The sequence below is a fragment of the Streptomyces sp. NBC_01016 genome, from assembly GCF_026341035.1.
Taxonomy (GTDB): domain Bacteria; phylum Actinomycetota; class Actinomycetes; order Streptomycetales; family Streptomycetaceae; genus Streptomyces.
Window position 1 is genome coordinate 2,735,951 of sequence record NZ_JAPEOQ010000002.1, and the last position, 17,469, is coordinate 2,753,419.

Below are 17,469 nucleotides of genomic sequence, written 5' to 3' on the forward strand. Positions count from 1 at the left end.
GGCCGAAGACGATCGGGAGGGCGCATGCCGACCACCATGACCGACGTGGCCCGTGCCGCCGGCGTCTCCCAGAAGACGGTGTCCCGCGTCGTCAACGGTGAGCCGTACGTGAGCGCCGAGATCCGCGAGCGCGTGCACCGGGCCATCCGGGACCTCGACTTCCGCCCCAACAACACGGCCCGCGCGCTGCTCAAGGGGAGACACCGCCGCATCGGCGTGGTCTCGCTCGGCAGCGCGCACTATGGGCCCACGACGCTCCTCATGGCTTTGGAGCGGGCCATGCAGCGGGCCGGTTACGCGTTCGCGCTGGCCGGCACCCGCGACGGCCGGGACAGGAGTCTCGCCGCGGCCGTCGCCTCGTTGCTGACCCAGGGCGTCGACGGCGTCGTGCTGTCCGAGCCGGTCGACGACGGCTCGCCGCTCCGGTTCCGCTGCGACGTGCCGATGGTCAGCCTGGGCGAACCCGTGGAGCTGTCCGGTGCCGCGGGCGCCGTGGTCTGCGCCGACGGTGTCGCCGACGCCCGATGCGCCACCGAACACCTCCTCGCCCTCGGCCACCGCACCGTGTGGCACATACCGGGCCCCGACAACTGGTTCAGCGCCCGTGACCGCGAGCGAGGTTGGCGTGCGGCGCTGGCGGAGGCCGGCGTCGCGGCGCCGCCGCTCGCCCCCGCGGGCGACTGGACCCCTGCCTCCGGCTACCGCGCCGCCCGGCAGCTGGCCCGCGACCCCGACGTCACCGCCGTCTTCGTGGCCAACGACGAGATGGCACTCGGCGCCCTGCGAGCCTTCACCGAGGCCGGGCGCCGCGTCCCCGAGGACGTCAGTGTCGTCGGCTTCGACGACATCCCGGCGGCCGCCTACCTCACCCCGCCGCTCACCACCGTCCGACAGGACTTCGCGACCGTCGCCACCCGCGCCGTCGACGTCCTGACCGCCATGATCGAGGACACCCCTCGACCGGCTGAACCCCCTTATCTAGCAAGCCAGTTGGTCCTGCGTGAGTCCACCGCGCCGCGACCTCGGACGACGTAAACCCCACACACCCGTCCACCCATCCACCGACAGACCGGAACACCCCCGGTCCGCCCCGCCATGCCCGCACACGGCCCCGCCGCCCCCGACACCCACCCACATACGCATCGCCCCCGCCCCCACCCGCACCACGTGAGGAGTCACGTGTGTTCACCCCGAGCCGCCACCTCCACCTCCACCGCCCACGCACGCCCCGCCCACCCACACCCCGACCACCCTCCCGCCGCGCCCTGCTCCGAGGCGCCGCCGGGCTCGGTGTCACCGCCGCGCTCGCCGCCTGCGGGCAAGGTGCCACCACGCCCCGTACATCCGGCGACGTCACCCTTGCCCTGTGGACCCACGACCAGAACTACGAGAAGTTCTTCACCCGTTCCATACCGGCCGCCGACCGGCTCACGGACTTCGCGTACCGCCTGAGCACCACGCTGGCGGGCGCCCCCGACCTGGTCACCAAGCTGCTCGCCCAGGCCGTCGCCGAGCGTGGTGTGCCGGACATGGTCGGCTTCGAGATGAGCGCCTTTCTGCGGATGCTGCGCGGTGACATCGCCGAGCGGCTGTTGCGCGACCTCGGCGAGGACGTGGCGAAGGTGCAGGGACTGAAGGAGGACCTGCTGCCCGCGCGCACCGCCCCGTTCAGCAAGGACGGCAAGCTCTACGGCCTGGACTCCGACACCCCGCTGGTCGTGCACTACTACCGCAGGGACCTCTTCGAGAAGTACGGGCTGCCGGTCGCGGCCGACACCTGGGAGGAGTTCGCCAAGTTCGGCGAACGCGCCCACCGCAAGCACGACGTCGCGCTCAATGCGGTCGTCACCGGCCCCGACGTCAACCAGGTCGTGCAGTCCTTCCAGATGCTGTTCAACCAGCGCGGCGGCGGCCTCTTCGACAAGGACCAGAACCTCACCCTGGACTCGCCCGAGGCGGTGGAGTCCCTGGAGTTCATCTGCCGTGGTCTGCGGGCCGGCTTCATCACTCCTGTCTCCGACTACTTCGGCGGCCCGATGCAGGCCGCGCTCAAGCAGGGCAAGGTGATCGGCGTCCTCATGGCGACCTGGTTCAAGATCTACGGCCTGATGCCCAACGTGCCCGAACAGAAAGGGAGATGGGGCATGGCGGCCCCACCCCGGTTCTCCGCGGGCGGCCACGCCACCTCCACCAGTGGCGGCACCGGATTCGGCGTGCTGCGGGGCAAGCCCAACTCCCGGGCCGCCGCGGAGTTCCTCCACAGCGCCTACCTCACCCACGAGGCCCAGGTCCGCCGCTTCCACGAGCTCGGCTATCTGCCCACCCGCGCCTCCGTCTACAAGGACAAGGCCCTGCTCCGCACCACCGACTCGTACCTCGGAGGGCAGCGCCCGTTCGACGTCTACACCGCGCTCCTCGACGACGCACCCCGCGTCTATGTCAGCCCGGACCAGTCGATCCTCAACGACGTGCTCGCCGGCTGTCTGCTCAGCGCCTACCGCGGCGACCTCACACCACGCGCCGCCATCCGCAAGGCCGCCGCCGACTTCCGCGACCAGGCGGGGAGGTAGCCATGACCTCGACATCCCTGCGCGCCCGCCCCGTCCGTGTCACCGAGACCGCCGCCACGGACGGCCGGAAGCGCCGCGCACCCCTCCACCCGTACCTCTTCATCGCCCCGTTCTACGTGCTGTACGTGCTGTTCATGCTGGTCCCCATCGCGGTGGCGATCTGGCTCAGCCTGTGCGAGTGGGTCGGGCTCGGCACCCCGCACTGGGTCGGCCTGCGCAACTACCAGCACCTGCTGACCGACGCGAGCTTCCACCGGGCACTCGGCAACACAGGGATATATGTCCTGGTCAGCCTTCTGGTCATCGTGCCCGCCGCGCTGTTCGTCGCCCAGGCCATCAACGCCCGCGGGGTCCGCGCCCGCGACCTGTGGCGGACCGCGTACTTCGTGCCGATCGTGGTGTCACCGATCGTCGTCGCCCTGATCTTCGGGCTCATCTTCGACCAGCAATTCGGGCTGCTCAACTCGCTGCTGCGGGCGCTGTTCGGCACCGGCTCCGTGGACTGGCTGGGCGATCCGACCCTGTCCAAGGTCGCCATCTCCCTTGTCATGGCGTGGCGTTGGACCGGTTACCTCACCATCTTCTTCCTCGCCGGACTGCAGAACGTGCCGCGCGAGCTGTACGAGGCCGCGGCCATCGACGGCGCCGGGCGGGTGCGCACCTTCGTCACCGTCACCCTGCCCTCGCTGAAGCCGGTGACCGCGTTCGTCGCGGTGACCTCGTTCATCGGCGCCGCGCAGATCTTCGACGAGCCGTATCTGCTCACCGGCGGCGGTCCTGCCGAAGCGACCCTGTCCGTGGCCATGTTCATCTACCGGGCCGCCTTCGAACGCCAGCAGTTCGGCTACGCGGCCGCTGCCGGGGTCGTGCTGTTCGTCGTCGTCTTCACCCTCAGCCGGATCTTCAACCGGCTGCTCGGCATCGGGAGGACCCAGTGAGCGCCCCAGTGAACGTCACGGTGCTGCGCCGTCCCCTCCTCTACACCACCCTCGGTGTGCTGCTGCTCGCCTTCACCGCCCCACTCCTCTGGGCGGTCAGTGGCTCCTTCAAGCGGCGCGGCGACATCTTCGGCTACCCGCCGAAACTCATCCCGTCCCCGGCCACGCTCGCCAACTTCCGTTCCCTGCTCACCGAGCAGCCCTTCGGTCGCTGGTTCCTGATGAGCGCCGTGGTCGCGCTGCTCGCCACCGTGGTCTCGGTGTTCGTCTGCGCGCTTGCCGGATACGGCTTCGCCAAATTCCGTTTCGCCGGGAAACGGTTCCTGTTCGGCGTGATGTTCAGCTCGCTGTCGATCCCGTTCGCGGTGATCCTCGTGCCGCTGTTCGTGATCCTCGTGAAGACCGGACTCGGCAGCCCGTGGTTCGCGCTGATCGTGCCGTGGGTGGCACCCGCGTTCGGCATCTTCATGATGCAGCAATACATTGTGCAGAGCGTCCCGGACGAGATCCTTGAGGCCGCCCGTATCGACGGCGCGAGCGAGTTCGGGATCTTCCGGCGTGTGGTGCTGCCACTGCTGCGGCCCTCGCTCGGCGCGCTCGGTGTCTGGCAGTTCCTGCAGAGCTACAACAGCTTCCTGTGGCCGCTGGTCCTGGTCTCCGACAGCTCCCAGTACACCCTTCCCCTCGGCCTGCAGACCCTCTTCCGGGCCGAGAACCGCCAGTACGACCTGGTCCTCGCAGGATCCGTGCTCGCGGTGCTCCCCGCCGTCCTCGTCTTCGTCCTCCTGCGCAAACAGCTCCTGGAGGGCCTTTCCACGGGCGCGGTCAAGGGATGAATGCCTGAGTGCCACCCGCCGCTCCGTCTCAACACACGCTCAACTCACGTATAGGAGAGCCATGTTCGACCTCCCGAACCGGGTCCTGTTCGGCGCCGCCTACTATCACGAGTACCAGCCCCACGACCGGCTCAAGGACGACCTCGACCAGATGGCCGAGGCGCACTTCACCGTCATCCGGGTCGGCGAGTCCGTCTGGTCGACCTGGGAACCCGACAACGGCCGCTTCGACCTCGACTGGCTGCAACCGGTCCTGGACGGCGCGCACGAGCGCGGCATCTCCGTCGTCCTGGGCACCCCGACGTACGCCGTACCGCCGTGGCTCGCCCGGCTCTACCCGGAGATCGCGGGGGAGCGGAAGACGGGACAGCGGATCGGCTGGGGCGCCCGCCAGGAAGTCGACTTCACCCACCCCGCGTTCCGCTTCCACGCCGAACGCGTCATCCGCAAAATCACCGAACGCTACGCCTCCCACCCGGCCGTCATCGGCTTCCAGGTCGACAACGAACCCGGCAACGAACTCCTCCACAACCACGGCGTCTTCCAGCAGTTCACCGACCGGCTGCGCGCGCAGTACGGCGACGTGGAGACCCTGAACCGCGAATGGGGCCTGGTCTACTGGTCGCACCGGCTCGCCACCTGGGCCGACCTGTGGACCCCCGACAACAACGCACAACCCCAGTACGACCTGGCCTGGCGCCGCTTCCAGGCCGACCTCACCACCGAGTTCATCGGCTGGCAGGCGGACATCGTGCGCGAGTACGCGCGACCCGACCAGTTCGTCACTACGTGCATCGCCTACGAACGCCCGGGCATCGAGGACGATCAACTGACGCGCCGCCTCGACGTCACCGCCGGCAACCCCTACTACGCGATGCAGGACGGCCTCGCCCACCCCGAGGGACCGCAGTCCCCGCAGGGCTGGACCACCTCCGGCACCTGGGCCCTGTACCGCAGCGCGGACCGCATGTACTCCTCGCGCCAGGAGCCCTTCCTCGTCACGGAGACCAACGCCCAGGCAATCGGCGGCAGTTACCACAACCGCCCGGCGTACGACGGACAGTGGCGGCAGGCGGCGTGGGCGCTCATCTCACGCGGCGCTTCGATGATCGAGTACTGGCACTGGCACACGCTGCACTTCGGTACGGAGACGTACTGGGGCGGCATCCTGCCCCACAACGGCCGCCCCGGCCGCGTATACCGCGAACTCGCCATGCTGGGAAGGGAGTTGGAGGTAGCGGGCGACCTGGTGGCAGGTCTCACCCCCGACACGGATGTCGCCTTCCTCTACGCGGGCCCCAGCAAGTGGGCACTACAGGCCCAGCCCGCACTCGCCCGACCCGACGGGGGAGCGGACCCGAACTCGTACCAGACCATCTTCGACGCGTTCTACCGCGGCGCTTTCGACGCGGGCCTCCAGGCGAGGGTGCTCCACCCAAGCCAACTGTCGGCCGCTGCCTCCGACTTGCCACCGATACTCGTGGCCCCGGCCTACTACGCGGCCGACGACATCACCCTCGACCTTCTCACCGCATACGCCGAACAAGGCGGCCATCTCATCATCGGCCCGCGCACGGCGTACGCCGACGAGGAGGCCCGCGCCCGCACGGACGCTCAACCCGCGCGTCTCGCCGAGGCCGCCGGAGTGACGTACGACGAGTTCAGCAACCTGTCCGCACCCCTCACGGTCCACGGTACGGACGCCTTCCCGCTGGAGGCCGACGCGCAGGCGCTGCACTGGGCGGACGGCCTGACACCGACGGACGCGCAGGCCCTGGCCTCGTACGAGCACCCGCACTTCGGGCGCTGGCCAGCCATCACCACGCGCGCGCACGGTGCCGGCCGCATCACGTACGTGGGTACGGTCCCGGACCCGGCGCTGGGGCGCGCCCTGTTCGGCTGGGCCGCACCCGAGCCCGCGACGGCCTGGCGCCCCGAGGCCCCCAGCGTCACCACCACGTCCGCGACCGCCCGCGACGGCCGCCGGGTCCGCTTCCTGCACAACTGGTCCTGGGAGCCGCAGACCTTCACCGCGCCGGAAGCGGTGCGCGACGTGCTGACGGGGGAGGCCCACGAGCGCGGAGGTGACATCACGCTGGGTGCGTGGGACGTGCGGGTGCTGGAGGTGACGGCGCGGTGACATCACGGGTGCCGCCCGAACGTATGGCCGCCTTGCCTTCCTGAAGACGCCATGATCAGGGGCATTGCTTTTCGGACGCGGATCGTTGCGTCATGGTGCGGGGCACACTTTCCCAGGGCTCTATTCGGCCATACGGCACCTCTTGTGTGGGAGTTGGAGAGTAGCGATGCGCGTTCCGATGACGATCGAGGACTTCCTGTACCGGGCCGAGCTCGGCTTCGCCGCCAGTCCCGGGGTGATCGACGAACCGGACCAGCCCGCGGCGCCCGTGCCGATGTCGACGTACGGGCGGCTCGGCGAGCGGGTGCGGGCCTGGCAGGCGGGGTTCGACGCGCTGGGCGTGGGGGAGGGCGAACGGGTGGCGGTGGTCAGCCACAACTCGGCCCGCATGCTGGAGCTGCTGTTCGCGGTGCCGATGAGCGGCAGGATCTGCGTGCCGGTCAACTTCCGTCTGAAGGCGGAGGAGATCGAGTACGTGGTGCGGCAGAGCGGCGCGTCGGTGCTGCTGTACGACCCCGAGGTCGAGGGCGCGGTGTCGGGGGTGAAGGTGCCCCACCGGTTCGTACTCGGCGAGCAGACGGAGAACGAGCTGATGCGCTTCGACGTTGCGCCGCGCCCGTGGTCGAGCCCGGACGAGAACGCGACGGCAACGATCAACTACACATCGGGAACGACCGCCCGCCCCAAGGGAGTCCAGCTCACCCACCGCAACATCTGGGTGAACGGCCTGACGTTCGGACTGCACACGCGGGCGTGGGAGCGCGACGTGTATCTGCACACGCTGCCGATGTTCCACTGCAACGGCTGGGGGATGCCGTTCGTGATGGCCGGACTCGGTGTGAAGCAGGTGGCGCTGCGGAAGGTGGACGGGGCGGAGATCCTGCGCCGGGTGGAGGAGCACGGGGTGACGCTGATGTGCGGCGCGCCGGCGGTGTGGAACACGGTCCTCGACGCGGCGTCCGGCTGGCAGGGCGAGATCCCGGGCCGGGACCGGGTGCGGATCGTGTGCGCGGGCGCGCCGCCGCCGAGCCGAACGATCCAGCGGGTGGAGGAGGAACTGGGTTGGGAGTTCACCCAGATCTACGGCCTGACGGAGACGTCCCCGATGCTGACGTTCAACCGTGCGCGGCCGGAGGACGCAGAGCTTCCGGCTGAGGAGCGAGCACGCAAGCTGTCGCGGGCGGGGGTCCCGGCGCTGGGCGTCCGCCTCCAAGTCGTCGACTCCGGTGAGGTGTTGGCCCGCTCCAACGTGGTCCTGGACGGCTACTGGGAAAAGCCGGAGGAGACGGCGGCGGTCCTGGAGGACGACTGGTTCCACACCGGCGACGGCGGTTCGGTCGACGAGGCGGACGGCCATCTGACGATCTCGGACCGGAAGAAGGACGTGATCATCACGGGCGGCGAGAACGTGTCGTCCATCGAGGTCGAGGACACCATCTTCAGCCACCCGGAGGTCGCGGAGGTCGCGGTGATCGGTGTGCCGCACACCAAGTGGGGCGAGACCATCAAGGCCTTGGTGGTCCCGGTGGCGGGCGCGACGGTGACGGAGGCCGACATCATCGCGCACTGCAAGGAACGCGTGGCCGGATACAAGGCGCCGACGAGCGTGGAGTTCCGGGAGGCGATCCCGCGCACGGCGACGGGCAAAATCCAAAAATTCAAGCTGCGGGAGCCGTACTGGGCCGGTCGGGGGCGGGACGTCAACTGACCGCGGGCCGCGGCTGCCCTGCAGGCGGGAGCGGCACGGCGCCGCGCGCCGATCTACGGGTGGCCCGGTGCTGGTGAGCACCGGGCCACCCGTGGATCGCTTCGGACCTCTGTGACAGGTCCGCTGGTGACGGTCAGTGCTTCAGCGTCATCGCATAGATCCCGAGGTTGCTGTTGCGCTGCCAGTCGAGGCCTCCGGACCCGGGGGCCACCCATGCCGGTACGGACGGTGCCGCCAGGGAGAGGGACCGGACCTGCTTCCCGGACTCCAGCGGGACGGTCGTCTCGTAGAGGGAGGCCTTGGTGGTGGTCTTCCCGGTTCCGGCCTTGAGCTGGTACGCGGTCGTCAGCGCGACGTCGTTGCCGAAGTCCGGAGCCTTGTTCGCCCAGCCGGTGAGCTTGAGCGGAACCGTCGCGGTGCTGCCGTCGGTGTACGTGACGACGGCGGTGGCCGACGCGGCGCCGGTGCTGCCGTTGTCGGACGCGCCCACGATGTGGAGGCTGTGGTAGTCACCGGTGGGGAGGGCGATTGCCTGGCCGGTGGACTTGACGAAGTTCTTGCTGGTGCCGGAGGTCTTGGGCGCCTGGTAGGTCACCCCGCCGAAGGTGACCGGGCCCGGTGCGGGCAGTTGGTCGGCGGCGAAGCTCGTACCCGTGCCGTCGAAGTCGCCCTCGCCCGGCGCGGCGAGCGTGGCGACGCCGTCGTTGTTGTAGGCGGAGTTCAGGTCGACGGCGCACGAAGTGACCGTCTTGATGGTGCAGTTCGCACCAGCCTTCTGGACAACGACGGTGACAGTCTTCTTGACCGGTGCGGCTCCGGGGAGTTCGGCGGTGACCGGCACCTTGTAGGTGCCTGCCTTGGTTCCGGCCGGGGCGGTGATCCGCAGACGCTTGTTCATCTGGGTGGGGAGCCCGTTCGAGTCGGCCTTCGCCGTCGTGTTGGACGGGGACACCGACCAGCCCTTCGGAGCCTTCGCGGTCACGGCGACCCGCGCGGTGTCCGGAGATGTGGCCAGCAGTGTCAGGTCGATCTGTTGTCGCGATGCGTGGTCTGCCGATGGCTCGATGGCGACCTGGTCCGGCCCCACGTCGGCGCTGAGCTGGTGCTGCGTATTCGGCGTCGTGTTGATCGACGGCGGGGCGTTCTTCTTGTCCGTCGCCCATGCGGTGGGCTTGGTGCTCAGGGCGTAGTCGATGTGTCCGCCGTGTGCGATGTCGGCCTGGTCGACCCACGCCTTGTCCCAGGCCTTGCCGTTCACCGTCGCGGAGGCGATGTAACGGTTGGCCATGCTGGTGCCGGGCGCCGAGATCGTCAGCGTCCCGCCCTGCGTCTTCCCGTAGTCACCGATCCGCACCCGGGCGTTCGGGAACTGCGGAGTGGTGATGACGTCGAAGTTGCCGCCGCTGGTCGTGGGGTAGAGGCCCAGCGACGACATCACGTACCAGGCGGACATCTCACCCATGTCGTCATTGCCGGGGATGCCGCCGGCGGTGTTCGTGAACAGGGTTTCCTGCGCCTTGATCACGGTCGCCGTGCGGCTGGGCTGTCCGGTCCACGCGTAGAGGTACGGCGCGATGAGGTTCGGCTCGTTGTTCGGGTTGTAGTGCGTGGAGCCGTAGTAGTTGTACGGGTCGCTGACCCAGGTCTTGCGGGCGGTCCCCGCCGGGTCGGTGAGGAGGTCGTCGTAGGCGAAGAAGTCGTTGAGCCGCTTGTTCGTCGCGTCCTTGCCGCCCAGCATGCTGATCAGCCCCGCCGGGTCCTGGGGTACCGACCACTGGTACTGGCTCGCGTTCTGCTCGTGGAACGCGTGGTTGCTGGTGACCGGGTCGTACGGGGTCAGCCAGGTGCCGTCGGCCGCGGTGCGCGGTCGGAACTGGCTGGTCTGCTTGTCGAAGACGTTCTTGTACGCCTGCCCGCGCTTGGCGAACATCTTGGCGTCGTCGGCGTGGCCGAGGCCCTTCGCCATCAGCGCCAATGACGCGTCGGCCGCCGCGTACTCCAACGTCGCCGACGTGCCGTAGTAGCAGTCGTTGTCGTTCGACTTGGTCGGGCAGCAGTTGCCGCTCGTGTCCCTGCCGCAGTCGGCGGTGGACTTTACGTTGAGGCCGTAGGGGATGTAGCCGCGTTCCGCGTAATACGCGGCGCCGGCACGGCCGTTCTCACGGACGTCGGCGGGTGGCACCTCGGTCGCGTTCGCCCGGAGGTACTTGTACGCCTCTTGGGCGTCCGCTCCAGTGAGCAGCCCCTTTGACCAGCCCTCGACGAGGAACGGCGTGACCGGGTCGCCGGTCATGATGTTGCCTTCCTCGTCCTCCAGGTACCAGCGCGGCAGCGCGCCGCCCTCCCGTGCGATCGCGAGGATCGACTTGTCGACGTCGCGTGCGACCTTGGGGACGAGCATCTCGAGGAGCTTGTTCTGCGTCCGGTACGTGTCCCACAGCGAGAGGTTGCTGTAGGGGGTGTAGTCGTCGGCGGTGTGGATCTTCTTGTCGGCTCCGACATAGCGGCCGTCGACGTCACCGATGAGGTTCGGGTCGAGCAGAGAGTGGTACAACGCCGTGTAGTACGCGACCTGTTGGTCGTGCGAGCCGCCACCGATCGCGGCCTTGTGCAGCATGGCGTTCCACTTGGCGTTCAACGCCTTGTGCACGGCGTCGAAGTCGAAGCCGAACTTCCCCGTCTCCGCCGCGAGGTTCTTGTGGGCGCCGGCGGGTCCGGTGAAGGAGAGCCCCACCTTCGCGACCACGGGATCGTCGTTCTTCGTCGTGTCGAACGTCGCCCACGCTCCGTTGGAGCCCTTGGCGGTCGAAGTGCGGGACCCCGGGCTCCGGTCGTCGCCCTTCCACGTGCCGTACGACGCGAACGGGCGGCTGAGCTGGGCGACGAAGTAGGTCTTCTTGGAGTCCTCGACCCATCCCTCGATCGTCCGGTCGCCGACGACGCGGATCTCTGAATTGCTCACGCCGGCACCGGCGTTGAACATCACGTTCGCCTGACGCGTCCGCGGGAACTTGTACTGCTGCCACCCGGTCCGGTCGGTCGCCGTCAGGCCGGCGGTCACGCCGTACTTGTCGAGCTTCGTCTCGTAGTAGTCGGGCCCCGTCGTCTCGTTCTCATGACTGAACTTCGACGCGTACTGTGCCGGATCGGTCGAACTCACCTCGCCGGTCGTGGGCATCATCGGCAGGTAGTTGAACCGGCACCCGTTGATGGTCGTCTGACTGAACCCGACGACCGTGTCGGAGGACTCCTTGTCGCACCCCGTGCCACCGGCCGTCTTCATCAACGGACTCTGCTGAACCAGGCCGAACGGCGCGCCCGCGGCAGGGAAGGTCAGTCCCTCGTTCTCTGTCCCGATGAACGGATTGACCAGCTTCGTCAGATCGGCCCCCGCTCCAGGCGGCGCATCGGACGACGACGCCGCCGACGGCTGCGTGGCGGTGCTCGCGCTCACTGGCGTCGCTGCGGCAGTACCCGCGGCGGCGAGAGCCAGGCAGAGTGCGGCGGCCCCCAGTCGGCCCCTCAGGCGCTGTGCCGTCGATCTGTTCCGGGTTGGTGCGTATCGCGCTGATTGCATGCCACTCCCGCTGTGGTCCCGCTCGTGGACATCGTTGTCATAGGGCGGGCATGACGCTAGATCGTCTCCTCCGCGCCTGCAAGGGGGCTCCGCTCCTCGATCCACGGAGCGGAGCCCGATGCAGGGACGGAAGTCGCGGACGTCCGTGCGTGGTTATGGGTAGGACGTCGCCGTGTTACGGGTAGGACGTCACCGTCGACGGCACCGTGGTGTCGCCCGAGGTGGCGGCGCCGGTGTCGTTGATGACGTGTTCGTACTGGCCCTTGCCGCCCAGTGACACCACGAGCAGGTCGTGGAACTTCACGCCAGGTGTGTTCGGCGCGGTGAAGCCGCGGTCCTGGCGGATCGTCGGGTCGACGTTGAAGAAGCAGTACGAGCCCAGGCCCCAACCCTCGTGACTCGTCACGGAGTTGTCCACCTTGTAGGCGGCGAAGCCCTTGGTGGTGCCGTCCTGGATCGCGGCCTGGTTCGGGGCGTCGTAGGCCTTCTCGTTCTGGAAGAAGATGGTGCGGCCGCCCTGCCCGAACCACTGCACGTCGTACTTGTTGAAGTGCTCCACGAACAGGCCCGTGGCCAGGACGTCGTCGCCGTTGACGACGAGTCCGTAGTCGGCGCGGTTGGTGTCCCAGCCGACCCCGTCGCCGTGGTCGGCGCGCCAGATCCAGGTGTGGTCGACGATGGTGTGCCGGGCGTTGACGACCAGGCTGGTGGTGGCCTTGCCCGCGCCTGCACCACCGATCCGTACGAACACGTCCTGCACGGTGATCGGGTCCGCGGAGTGGTCGGCGGACGCTCCCTTCGGGCCGATCTCCACCAGGGTGGAGGAGTTGACGGTGCCGGCGTCAACCAGGAACCCGGCAAGACGCACCCCGTTTACGTCGGCCACCTTCACGGCCGTCGCCCCGCCGTCGGGGATGAGTGTGGCGTAGCCGAGGCCGAGGACGACGGTGCCCGCACGGTTCACCTGGATCGGGGCGTCGAGGTGGTAAATGCCGGGCGTGAGAAGGAGGTTGAGGCCCTGGTCGAGGGCGGCGTTGAGGGTGCTCGCGCTGGCGCCGGGCTGAGCGACGTAGAACTGGCTCAGCGGGAGTGATGTGCCGCGCGGGGTGCCGTTTCCCCAGGTCGTGCCGCGGGCGTTCGTGCGCTTCTCCGGCAGGAACACCTTGTAGTCCGCGCCGTCCAGGTACAGGAAGGGCTTCTCGCGGGAGACCGGGGTGGTGTCGAGCGTGGTGTACGGCGGGTCGGGGAAGCTCTGCGCGGGTGCGCCCTCGACGCCGGAGAACACCATGTTCCAGACGGCGTTCTGCCATCCGCCCACCGAGGAGTCGCGGGTGTACCACTGCTGCTGCGAGTACGGGCCGACGGTGCCGTCGATGCGGCTGTCGGCTATGTAGCCGCCGCTGGCCCAGCCGTAGCCGTCCGGCGAGAGGTTGAGGCCACCGCGGACGTGCATCCGGCGGAACGGGGCGGCCTGGGCGACCGCCCACCGGTTGGTCCCGTTCACCGGCACGAGCGCCAGGTTCTCGGCGCTGCGCCAGAAGTTCTGTGTGGCGTTGCCGTCGAACCAGCCGGCGTCGACGGTGACGTCGCCGTTGATGGTGGTGTCGTCGGGGGACAGGCCGAGGCCTGAGATCGAGGTGTAGAAGCCGAGTTGGGCGTTGAGCCCGTTGTAGGTGCCGGGCTTGAACAGCAGGGCGTAGCGGCCGGTGCCGAACTGGGCGGTCTCCTGCTGCTTGAAGATCTCGTCGAGCTTGGCCTGGATGCCGGGCGTGGACGGGTCGAACACGATGACGTTGGGCCCGAGGTCGCCACCGGCGGCCAGCTTCTTGGCGGGCTTCGCCGAGTTGGTGGACTTCTTCGTGGTGGCGGCGGACGCCGCCGCGCTGCCGAGCGCGGGCAGTGCCGCGGCGGCGACACCCGCGGCGAGCAGACCGCGGCGCGACGGAGGACGGGAAGGTTGGGTCACAGCGGCTCTCCTGGTTCATGAAATGAACAATGGGGGGTGTGGGAGCGCTCCCTTGGCGACGCATGCTTCAGGTTGGTGAATGTGGCGTCAAGAGATGCGGCAGAAGTCCACGGAGAGCCGGGTGCGGTAAGTCCAAGTAAGGCCACAGAAGGGGTGGTTGAGCCTTCAGGAAGTGACGGCATGGGGCGAGGGGGCGGGGGCCCGCACTCCAACTCGCGCCACCACCAACCGAGTTGGGTGCGGCACACGGGCCGGCTCCGCCGTCGCCGCGTGGCCCCGTCGCCGCGTGGTCACGTCGCCGTGGCTCGGCGAGAGGAATTCCGACATCGTTGTCAGATCCCTTGTCGCCCGCGGCTGATCTTTGTACGTTGCACAGGCACGACTGGACAGGAAGCGCTTTCAACGCTTGCCCTCGGGAGTGGACATGACGCCTGGAACCATAGTGCCGGCACGCCGACGCAGACCTCTGCGGCGGGGGTTGTGGCCCACCGCGACGGCGGCCGGGGTCGCCCTGCTCGCCACCGCGTTCATCACCCCGCCCGGGGCCGCGTCCACGCCGGACGCCCGCTCCGCGGTCACCGGGGCCGGCCTCGGCCAAAGCCTGGTCGCGGGCTACGACTTCGAGCATCCGGACCCCGCGGACGCCGGGCGCGAACGCGACGTGGGGCCGTCCGGCACCACTTTGTCGCTCGTCAACGGCGGCGCGGCGATGCGCGTGCGCGACGACGCCGATCCGCGCCGCGGCCACGTCCTGCAGACCCGGCAGGTGCAGCCGGGCGCGGCCGGCAACGACGACTGGAAGGCAGGCGTGTACGACCCGGCCGGCGCGGCCTCGATGCACGCCTTCAACGGGACCCGCCAGGCCACCGTGATGGGCTGGTTCCGCACCACCGGGCAGAACCCGAGCCCGAATTCGGGAACGGCCGACCCCTCCGACCTCTACAACGCCATCGGCCTCGCCGGCGTCCTGACCGGCGACTCCAACGGTCACGACGTCCGCGCCCTCCTCGAACTGATCGACGTCGACGGCCAGTTGCGGCTGGTCGCCCTCGGCCGCCGCGTGGACGGTTCCGCGTCGCAGACCTTCGCCGCGGACGGCGACTGGCGCAGGCACCTGCCGGACGGCCAGTGGGTCCACCTGGCAGCGACCTTCGACTTCGACACCGGCGAGCTGGCGCTGTACCGCAACGGCCGCGCCCTGCCGGGCAGTTACGTACGCGACGACGATCCGTGGGCGCTCGCCGGAGACCCGGAACCCGATCTCGCCTCGCCGACCGATCCGCGCGGCATCAAGATCGGCGGAAGCTTTCCGCAGAACACACGTGAGGCCAACCCGTGCAACTGCCGCATGGACGACCTGCTGTTCCTGAACCGCGCCGCCACTGCCGGCCAGGTGCGGGCCGAGTACCGCCGCACCGGCGGGCACCCCGGATCCTGAGCGCCCGTCCAGATCCCGTCTCCCGCACACGCCGCCGTCCCGATCCCGTCCCCAGCACACACCGCCCGTCCCGATCCCGTCTCCTGCACACACCGCACGAAGCGTACGAAGGGAGCCCCCTTGTCCCCGTCGGCCCCGCACGTCCGGCCCCGTAAGAGAGCCCTCCTGATCCAGATCCTCACCGGCGCCCTGCTCGCCGCGACACTCGCCGCGGCACCGGCGGGCGCGGCCGAAGCGCCCGCCGACACGGGGGCGAGCGCCATCACCGACCCCATCCCCGGCAAACCCGTCACCTCCGGCCTCGGCCTCGAGGTCGAGGAGTTCGCGCAGCTCCCCAAGTCCGAGCCGCGCCCGGGCCCCGTCGAGGACGACCGTCTCATCCGGTACAACCGGATCAACTACCTGACCCCGTTCCCGGGCGGGTCCGGCCGGCTGGCCGTCGCGGACCAGAACGGCTCCCTGTACTCCCTCAACAAGGACGGCTCCGGGCAGCACGTCTACCTGGACCTGTACAAGGAGTTCTCGTCCGCCTTCTACGCCAGCCGGGGCCTGGGCACCGGATTCGGCTACGTCACCTTCGACCCGGACTTCCGGCACAACGGCCGCTTCTACACGGTCCACACAGAGAAGCCCGAACTGACCGACGCCAAGCCGGACTTCGACCAGCCCAGCGGAAACGGTTTCCACGGCATCGTCACCGAGTGGACCGCCGACGACCCGAGCGCCCCCACGTTCTCCGGCACCCACCGCGAACTGCTCCGCATCGGCTTCAACGGCCAGGTCCACGGCGTCCAGCAGATCGACTTCAACCCGACCGCGAAGCCCGGCGACGCGGACTACGGGCTGCTCTACATCGCGGTCGGCGACGGCGGAAAGGGCAACGCCACCGGCGACCCGCAAAACCGTGCCCTCCCGCACGGCAAGCTCCTGCGCATCGACCCGCGCGGCCGTGACAGCGCGAACGGCCAGTACGGCATCCCCTCCGCCAACCCGTTCGTGAACCAGGCGGGCACCCTCGGCGAGATCTACGCGATCGGCATGCGCGACCCGCACCGCTTCAGCTGGGACACGCGTGGCAGCCACCGCATGTTCCTGTCCCACGTCGGCGAGCACGCCATCGAGTCCGTCTACGAGGTCAAGTCCGGCGACAACTACGGCTGGAGCGAACGCGAGGGCGCCTTCGTCTTCGACAAGAAGGCCACCGACCCGTGCGCCAAGATCCTCCCGCTCCCCGCCGACGACGCCAAGTACGGCTACACCTATCCGGTCGCCGCCTACGACCACGACCCGCCGGCCGACTGGGACTGCAAGTCCGACGTGGGCCGCGGCATCTCGGGCGGCTACGTCTACCGCGGCCACGATCTGCACGGCCTCGAGGGCAAGTACATCTTCGGTGACATCGTCGACGGCCGTCTGCTCTACACGGACGAGAGCGACATGCGGCGCGCGAAGCCGGGCACGGAACAGCGGCTGGCACAGCTGCACAGTCTGATGGTCTACGACGCGAAGTCCGGCAAGCGCGTCTCCATGCAGGAGCTGACCGGAGACAAGCGCGTCGACCTGCGATTCGGACAGGACGCAGACGGCGAGCTGTACATCCTCTCCAAGGCCGACGGCAAAATCTGGAAGGTGACGGGAACCCGCAAGTTCGCGAGCTGTGACACCGACGGGACGACCCTCACCGATGTGATGGGCGCGGAGAACTGGGCGCCCGTCACCCCGTCCAAGTGGCAGTTCAAGGACGGCGAGGCGGTGATGACCGAGCCTGGCGCCGAACGGCCCGGACCGCGCCGCCCCTACGAGTACGCGGTGCTGACCGCCGGCCCCACGTACCGCAATGTGCGGATCGACGCCCAGATCCGCATCGATACGCCGACCGACATCGACAACCGGGACGTGGTCGTCGTCTTCGGACACGAGTCGGACACCCGATTCGGCTACGCGCATCTGTCCCAGGACAACTCCATCTACCCGCACAACGGCGTCTTCACGGTGGACGACGCCGACCGCCTCCGGGTGGAGGACCAGTGGGACGGCACCACCGGCGCTCCGCCCGCGATCAGCGACGCGGCCTGGCACCGGGTCCGGGTGGTGCGCTGCGGCGACACGGGGGAGACGGCCGTCTACATGGACGGTTCGCACTACCCCTTGATGACAGCCGTGAGCAAGCGACCCGGTGACGGGCGCGTCGGCTTCGGTTCGTTCGACAACGCCGGCCGGATACGCGGTCTGAAGGTGTCCGGTACGTCGTAGCGGCCATGTGTGGTGGCGGTCCGCGGCAGGTGAGGTTTCCGGC

General features: G+C 69.0%; 10 protein-coding genes. 8 read left to right on the top strand and 2 right to left on the bottom strand.

Translation table 11 applies throughout. The annotated features are described in order from the left end of the window. Positions 1–24 precede the first annotated feature (24 nt). The 6 genes from OG746_RS39255 to OG746_RS39280 all read left to right on the top strand — a co-directional run bounded on the left by OG746_RS39255 (position 25) and on the right by OG746_RS39280 (position 8,192). The gene (locus OG746_RS39255) at positions 25–1,035 is read left to right on the top strand and encodes a LacI family DNA-binding transcriptional regulator (RefSeq protein ID WP_266723445.1); all 1,011 of its coding nucleotides are present in this window, start codon (positions 25–27) and stop codon (positions 1,033–1,035) included. A gap of 146 nt (positions 1,036–1,181) precedes the next feature. Beyond that, a complete protein-coding gene (locus tag OG746_RS39260) occupies positions 1,182–2,570 on the top strand; it encodes an ABC transporter substrate-binding protein (protein ID WP_266723446.1) in 1,389 nt (462 codons plus the stop codon). A gap of 2 nt (positions 2,571–2,572) precedes the next feature. Further along, entirely contained in the window at positions 2,573–3,508 is a 936-nt protein-coding gene (locus OG746_RS39265) for a carbohydrate ABC transporter permease (RefSeq protein WP_266723447.1), read from the top strand. Beyond that, positions 3,505–4,344 (top strand): carbohydrate ABC transporter permease, encoded by an 840-nt coding sequence (locus OG746_RS39270; RefSeq protein WP_266723449.1) that lies wholly within the window; start codon positions 3,505–3,507, stop codon positions 4,342–4,344. The genes OG746_RS39265 and OG746_RS39270 overlap by 4 nt, the downstream gene beginning before the upstream one ends. A 61-nt stretch (positions 4,345–4,405) precedes the next feature. Next, complete coding sequence (locus tag OG746_RS39275; RefSeq protein ID WP_266723451.1) at positions 4,406–6,484, top strand: beta-galactosidase; 2,079 nt, start codon at positions 4,406–4,408, stop codon at positions 6,482–6,484. A 166-nt stretch (positions 6,485–6,650) separates the two neighbouring features. Beyond that, entirely contained in the window at positions 6,651–8,192 is a 1,542-nt protein-coding gene (locus OG746_RS39280) for an AMP-binding protein (RefSeq protein ID WP_266723453.1), read from the top strand. 133 nt (positions 8,193–8,325) lie between these two features. Here OG746_RS39280 and OG746_RS39285 read toward each other — a convergent pair whose 3' ends face one another. Continuing rightward, entirely contained in the window at positions 8,326–11,646 is a 3,321-nt protein-coding gene (locus OG746_RS39285) for a GH92 family glycosyl hydrolase (RefSeq protein WP_266723455.1), read from the bottom strand. Between the two features lie 298 nt (positions 11,647–11,944). Further along, positions 11,945–13,735 carry a pectate lyase-like domain-containing protein gene (locus OG746_RS39290; RefSeq protein ID WP_266723457.1) on the bottom strand — a complete coding sequence of 597 codons (1,791 nt, stop codon included), beginning with the start codon at positions 13,733–13,735 and terminating at the stop codon, positions 11,945–11,947. 424 nt (positions 13,736–14,159) lie between these two features. On the opposite strand from OG746_RS39290, the gene OG746_RS39295 reads away from it, so the two are divergent. After that, the gene (locus OG746_RS39295) at positions 14,160–15,173 is read left to right on the top strand and encodes a LamG-like jellyroll fold domain-containing protein (protein WP_266723459.1); all 1,014 of its coding nucleotides are present in this window, start codon (positions 14,160–14,162) and stop codon (positions 15,171–15,173) included. 120 nt (positions 15,174–15,293) lie between these two features. Next, positions 15,294–17,426 carry a PQQ-dependent sugar dehydrogenase gene (locus OG746_RS39300; RefSeq protein ID WP_266723461.1) on the top strand — a complete coding sequence of 711 codons (2,133 nt, stop codon included), beginning with the start codon at positions 15,294–15,296 and terminating at the stop codon, positions 17,424–17,426. The last annotated feature ends 43 nt before the right edge of the window (positions 17,427–17,469 follow it).

Bases quoted from the DNA above. Each gene is read 5' to 3' on its own strand.
- OG746_RS39255 (WP_266723445.1), top strand. From the start codon at position 25: ATGCCGACCACCATGACCGACGTGGCCCGTGCCGCCGGCGTCTCCCAG.
- OG746_RS39265 (WP_266723447.1), top strand. From the start codon at position 2,573: ATGACCTCGACATCCCTGCGCGCCCGCCCCGTCCGTGTCACCGAGACC.
- OG746_RS39275 (WP_266723451.1), top strand. From the start codon at position 4,406: ATGTTCGACCTCCCGAACCGGGTCCTGTTCGGCGCCGCCTACTATCAC.
- OG746_RS39280 (WP_266723453.1), top strand. From the start codon at position 6,651: ATGCGCGTTCCGATGACGATCGAGGACTTCCTGTACCGGGCCGAGCTC.
- OG746_RS39295 (WP_266723459.1), top strand. From the start codon at position 14,160: ATGACGCCTGGAACCATAGTGCCGGCACGCCGACGCAGACCTCTGCGG.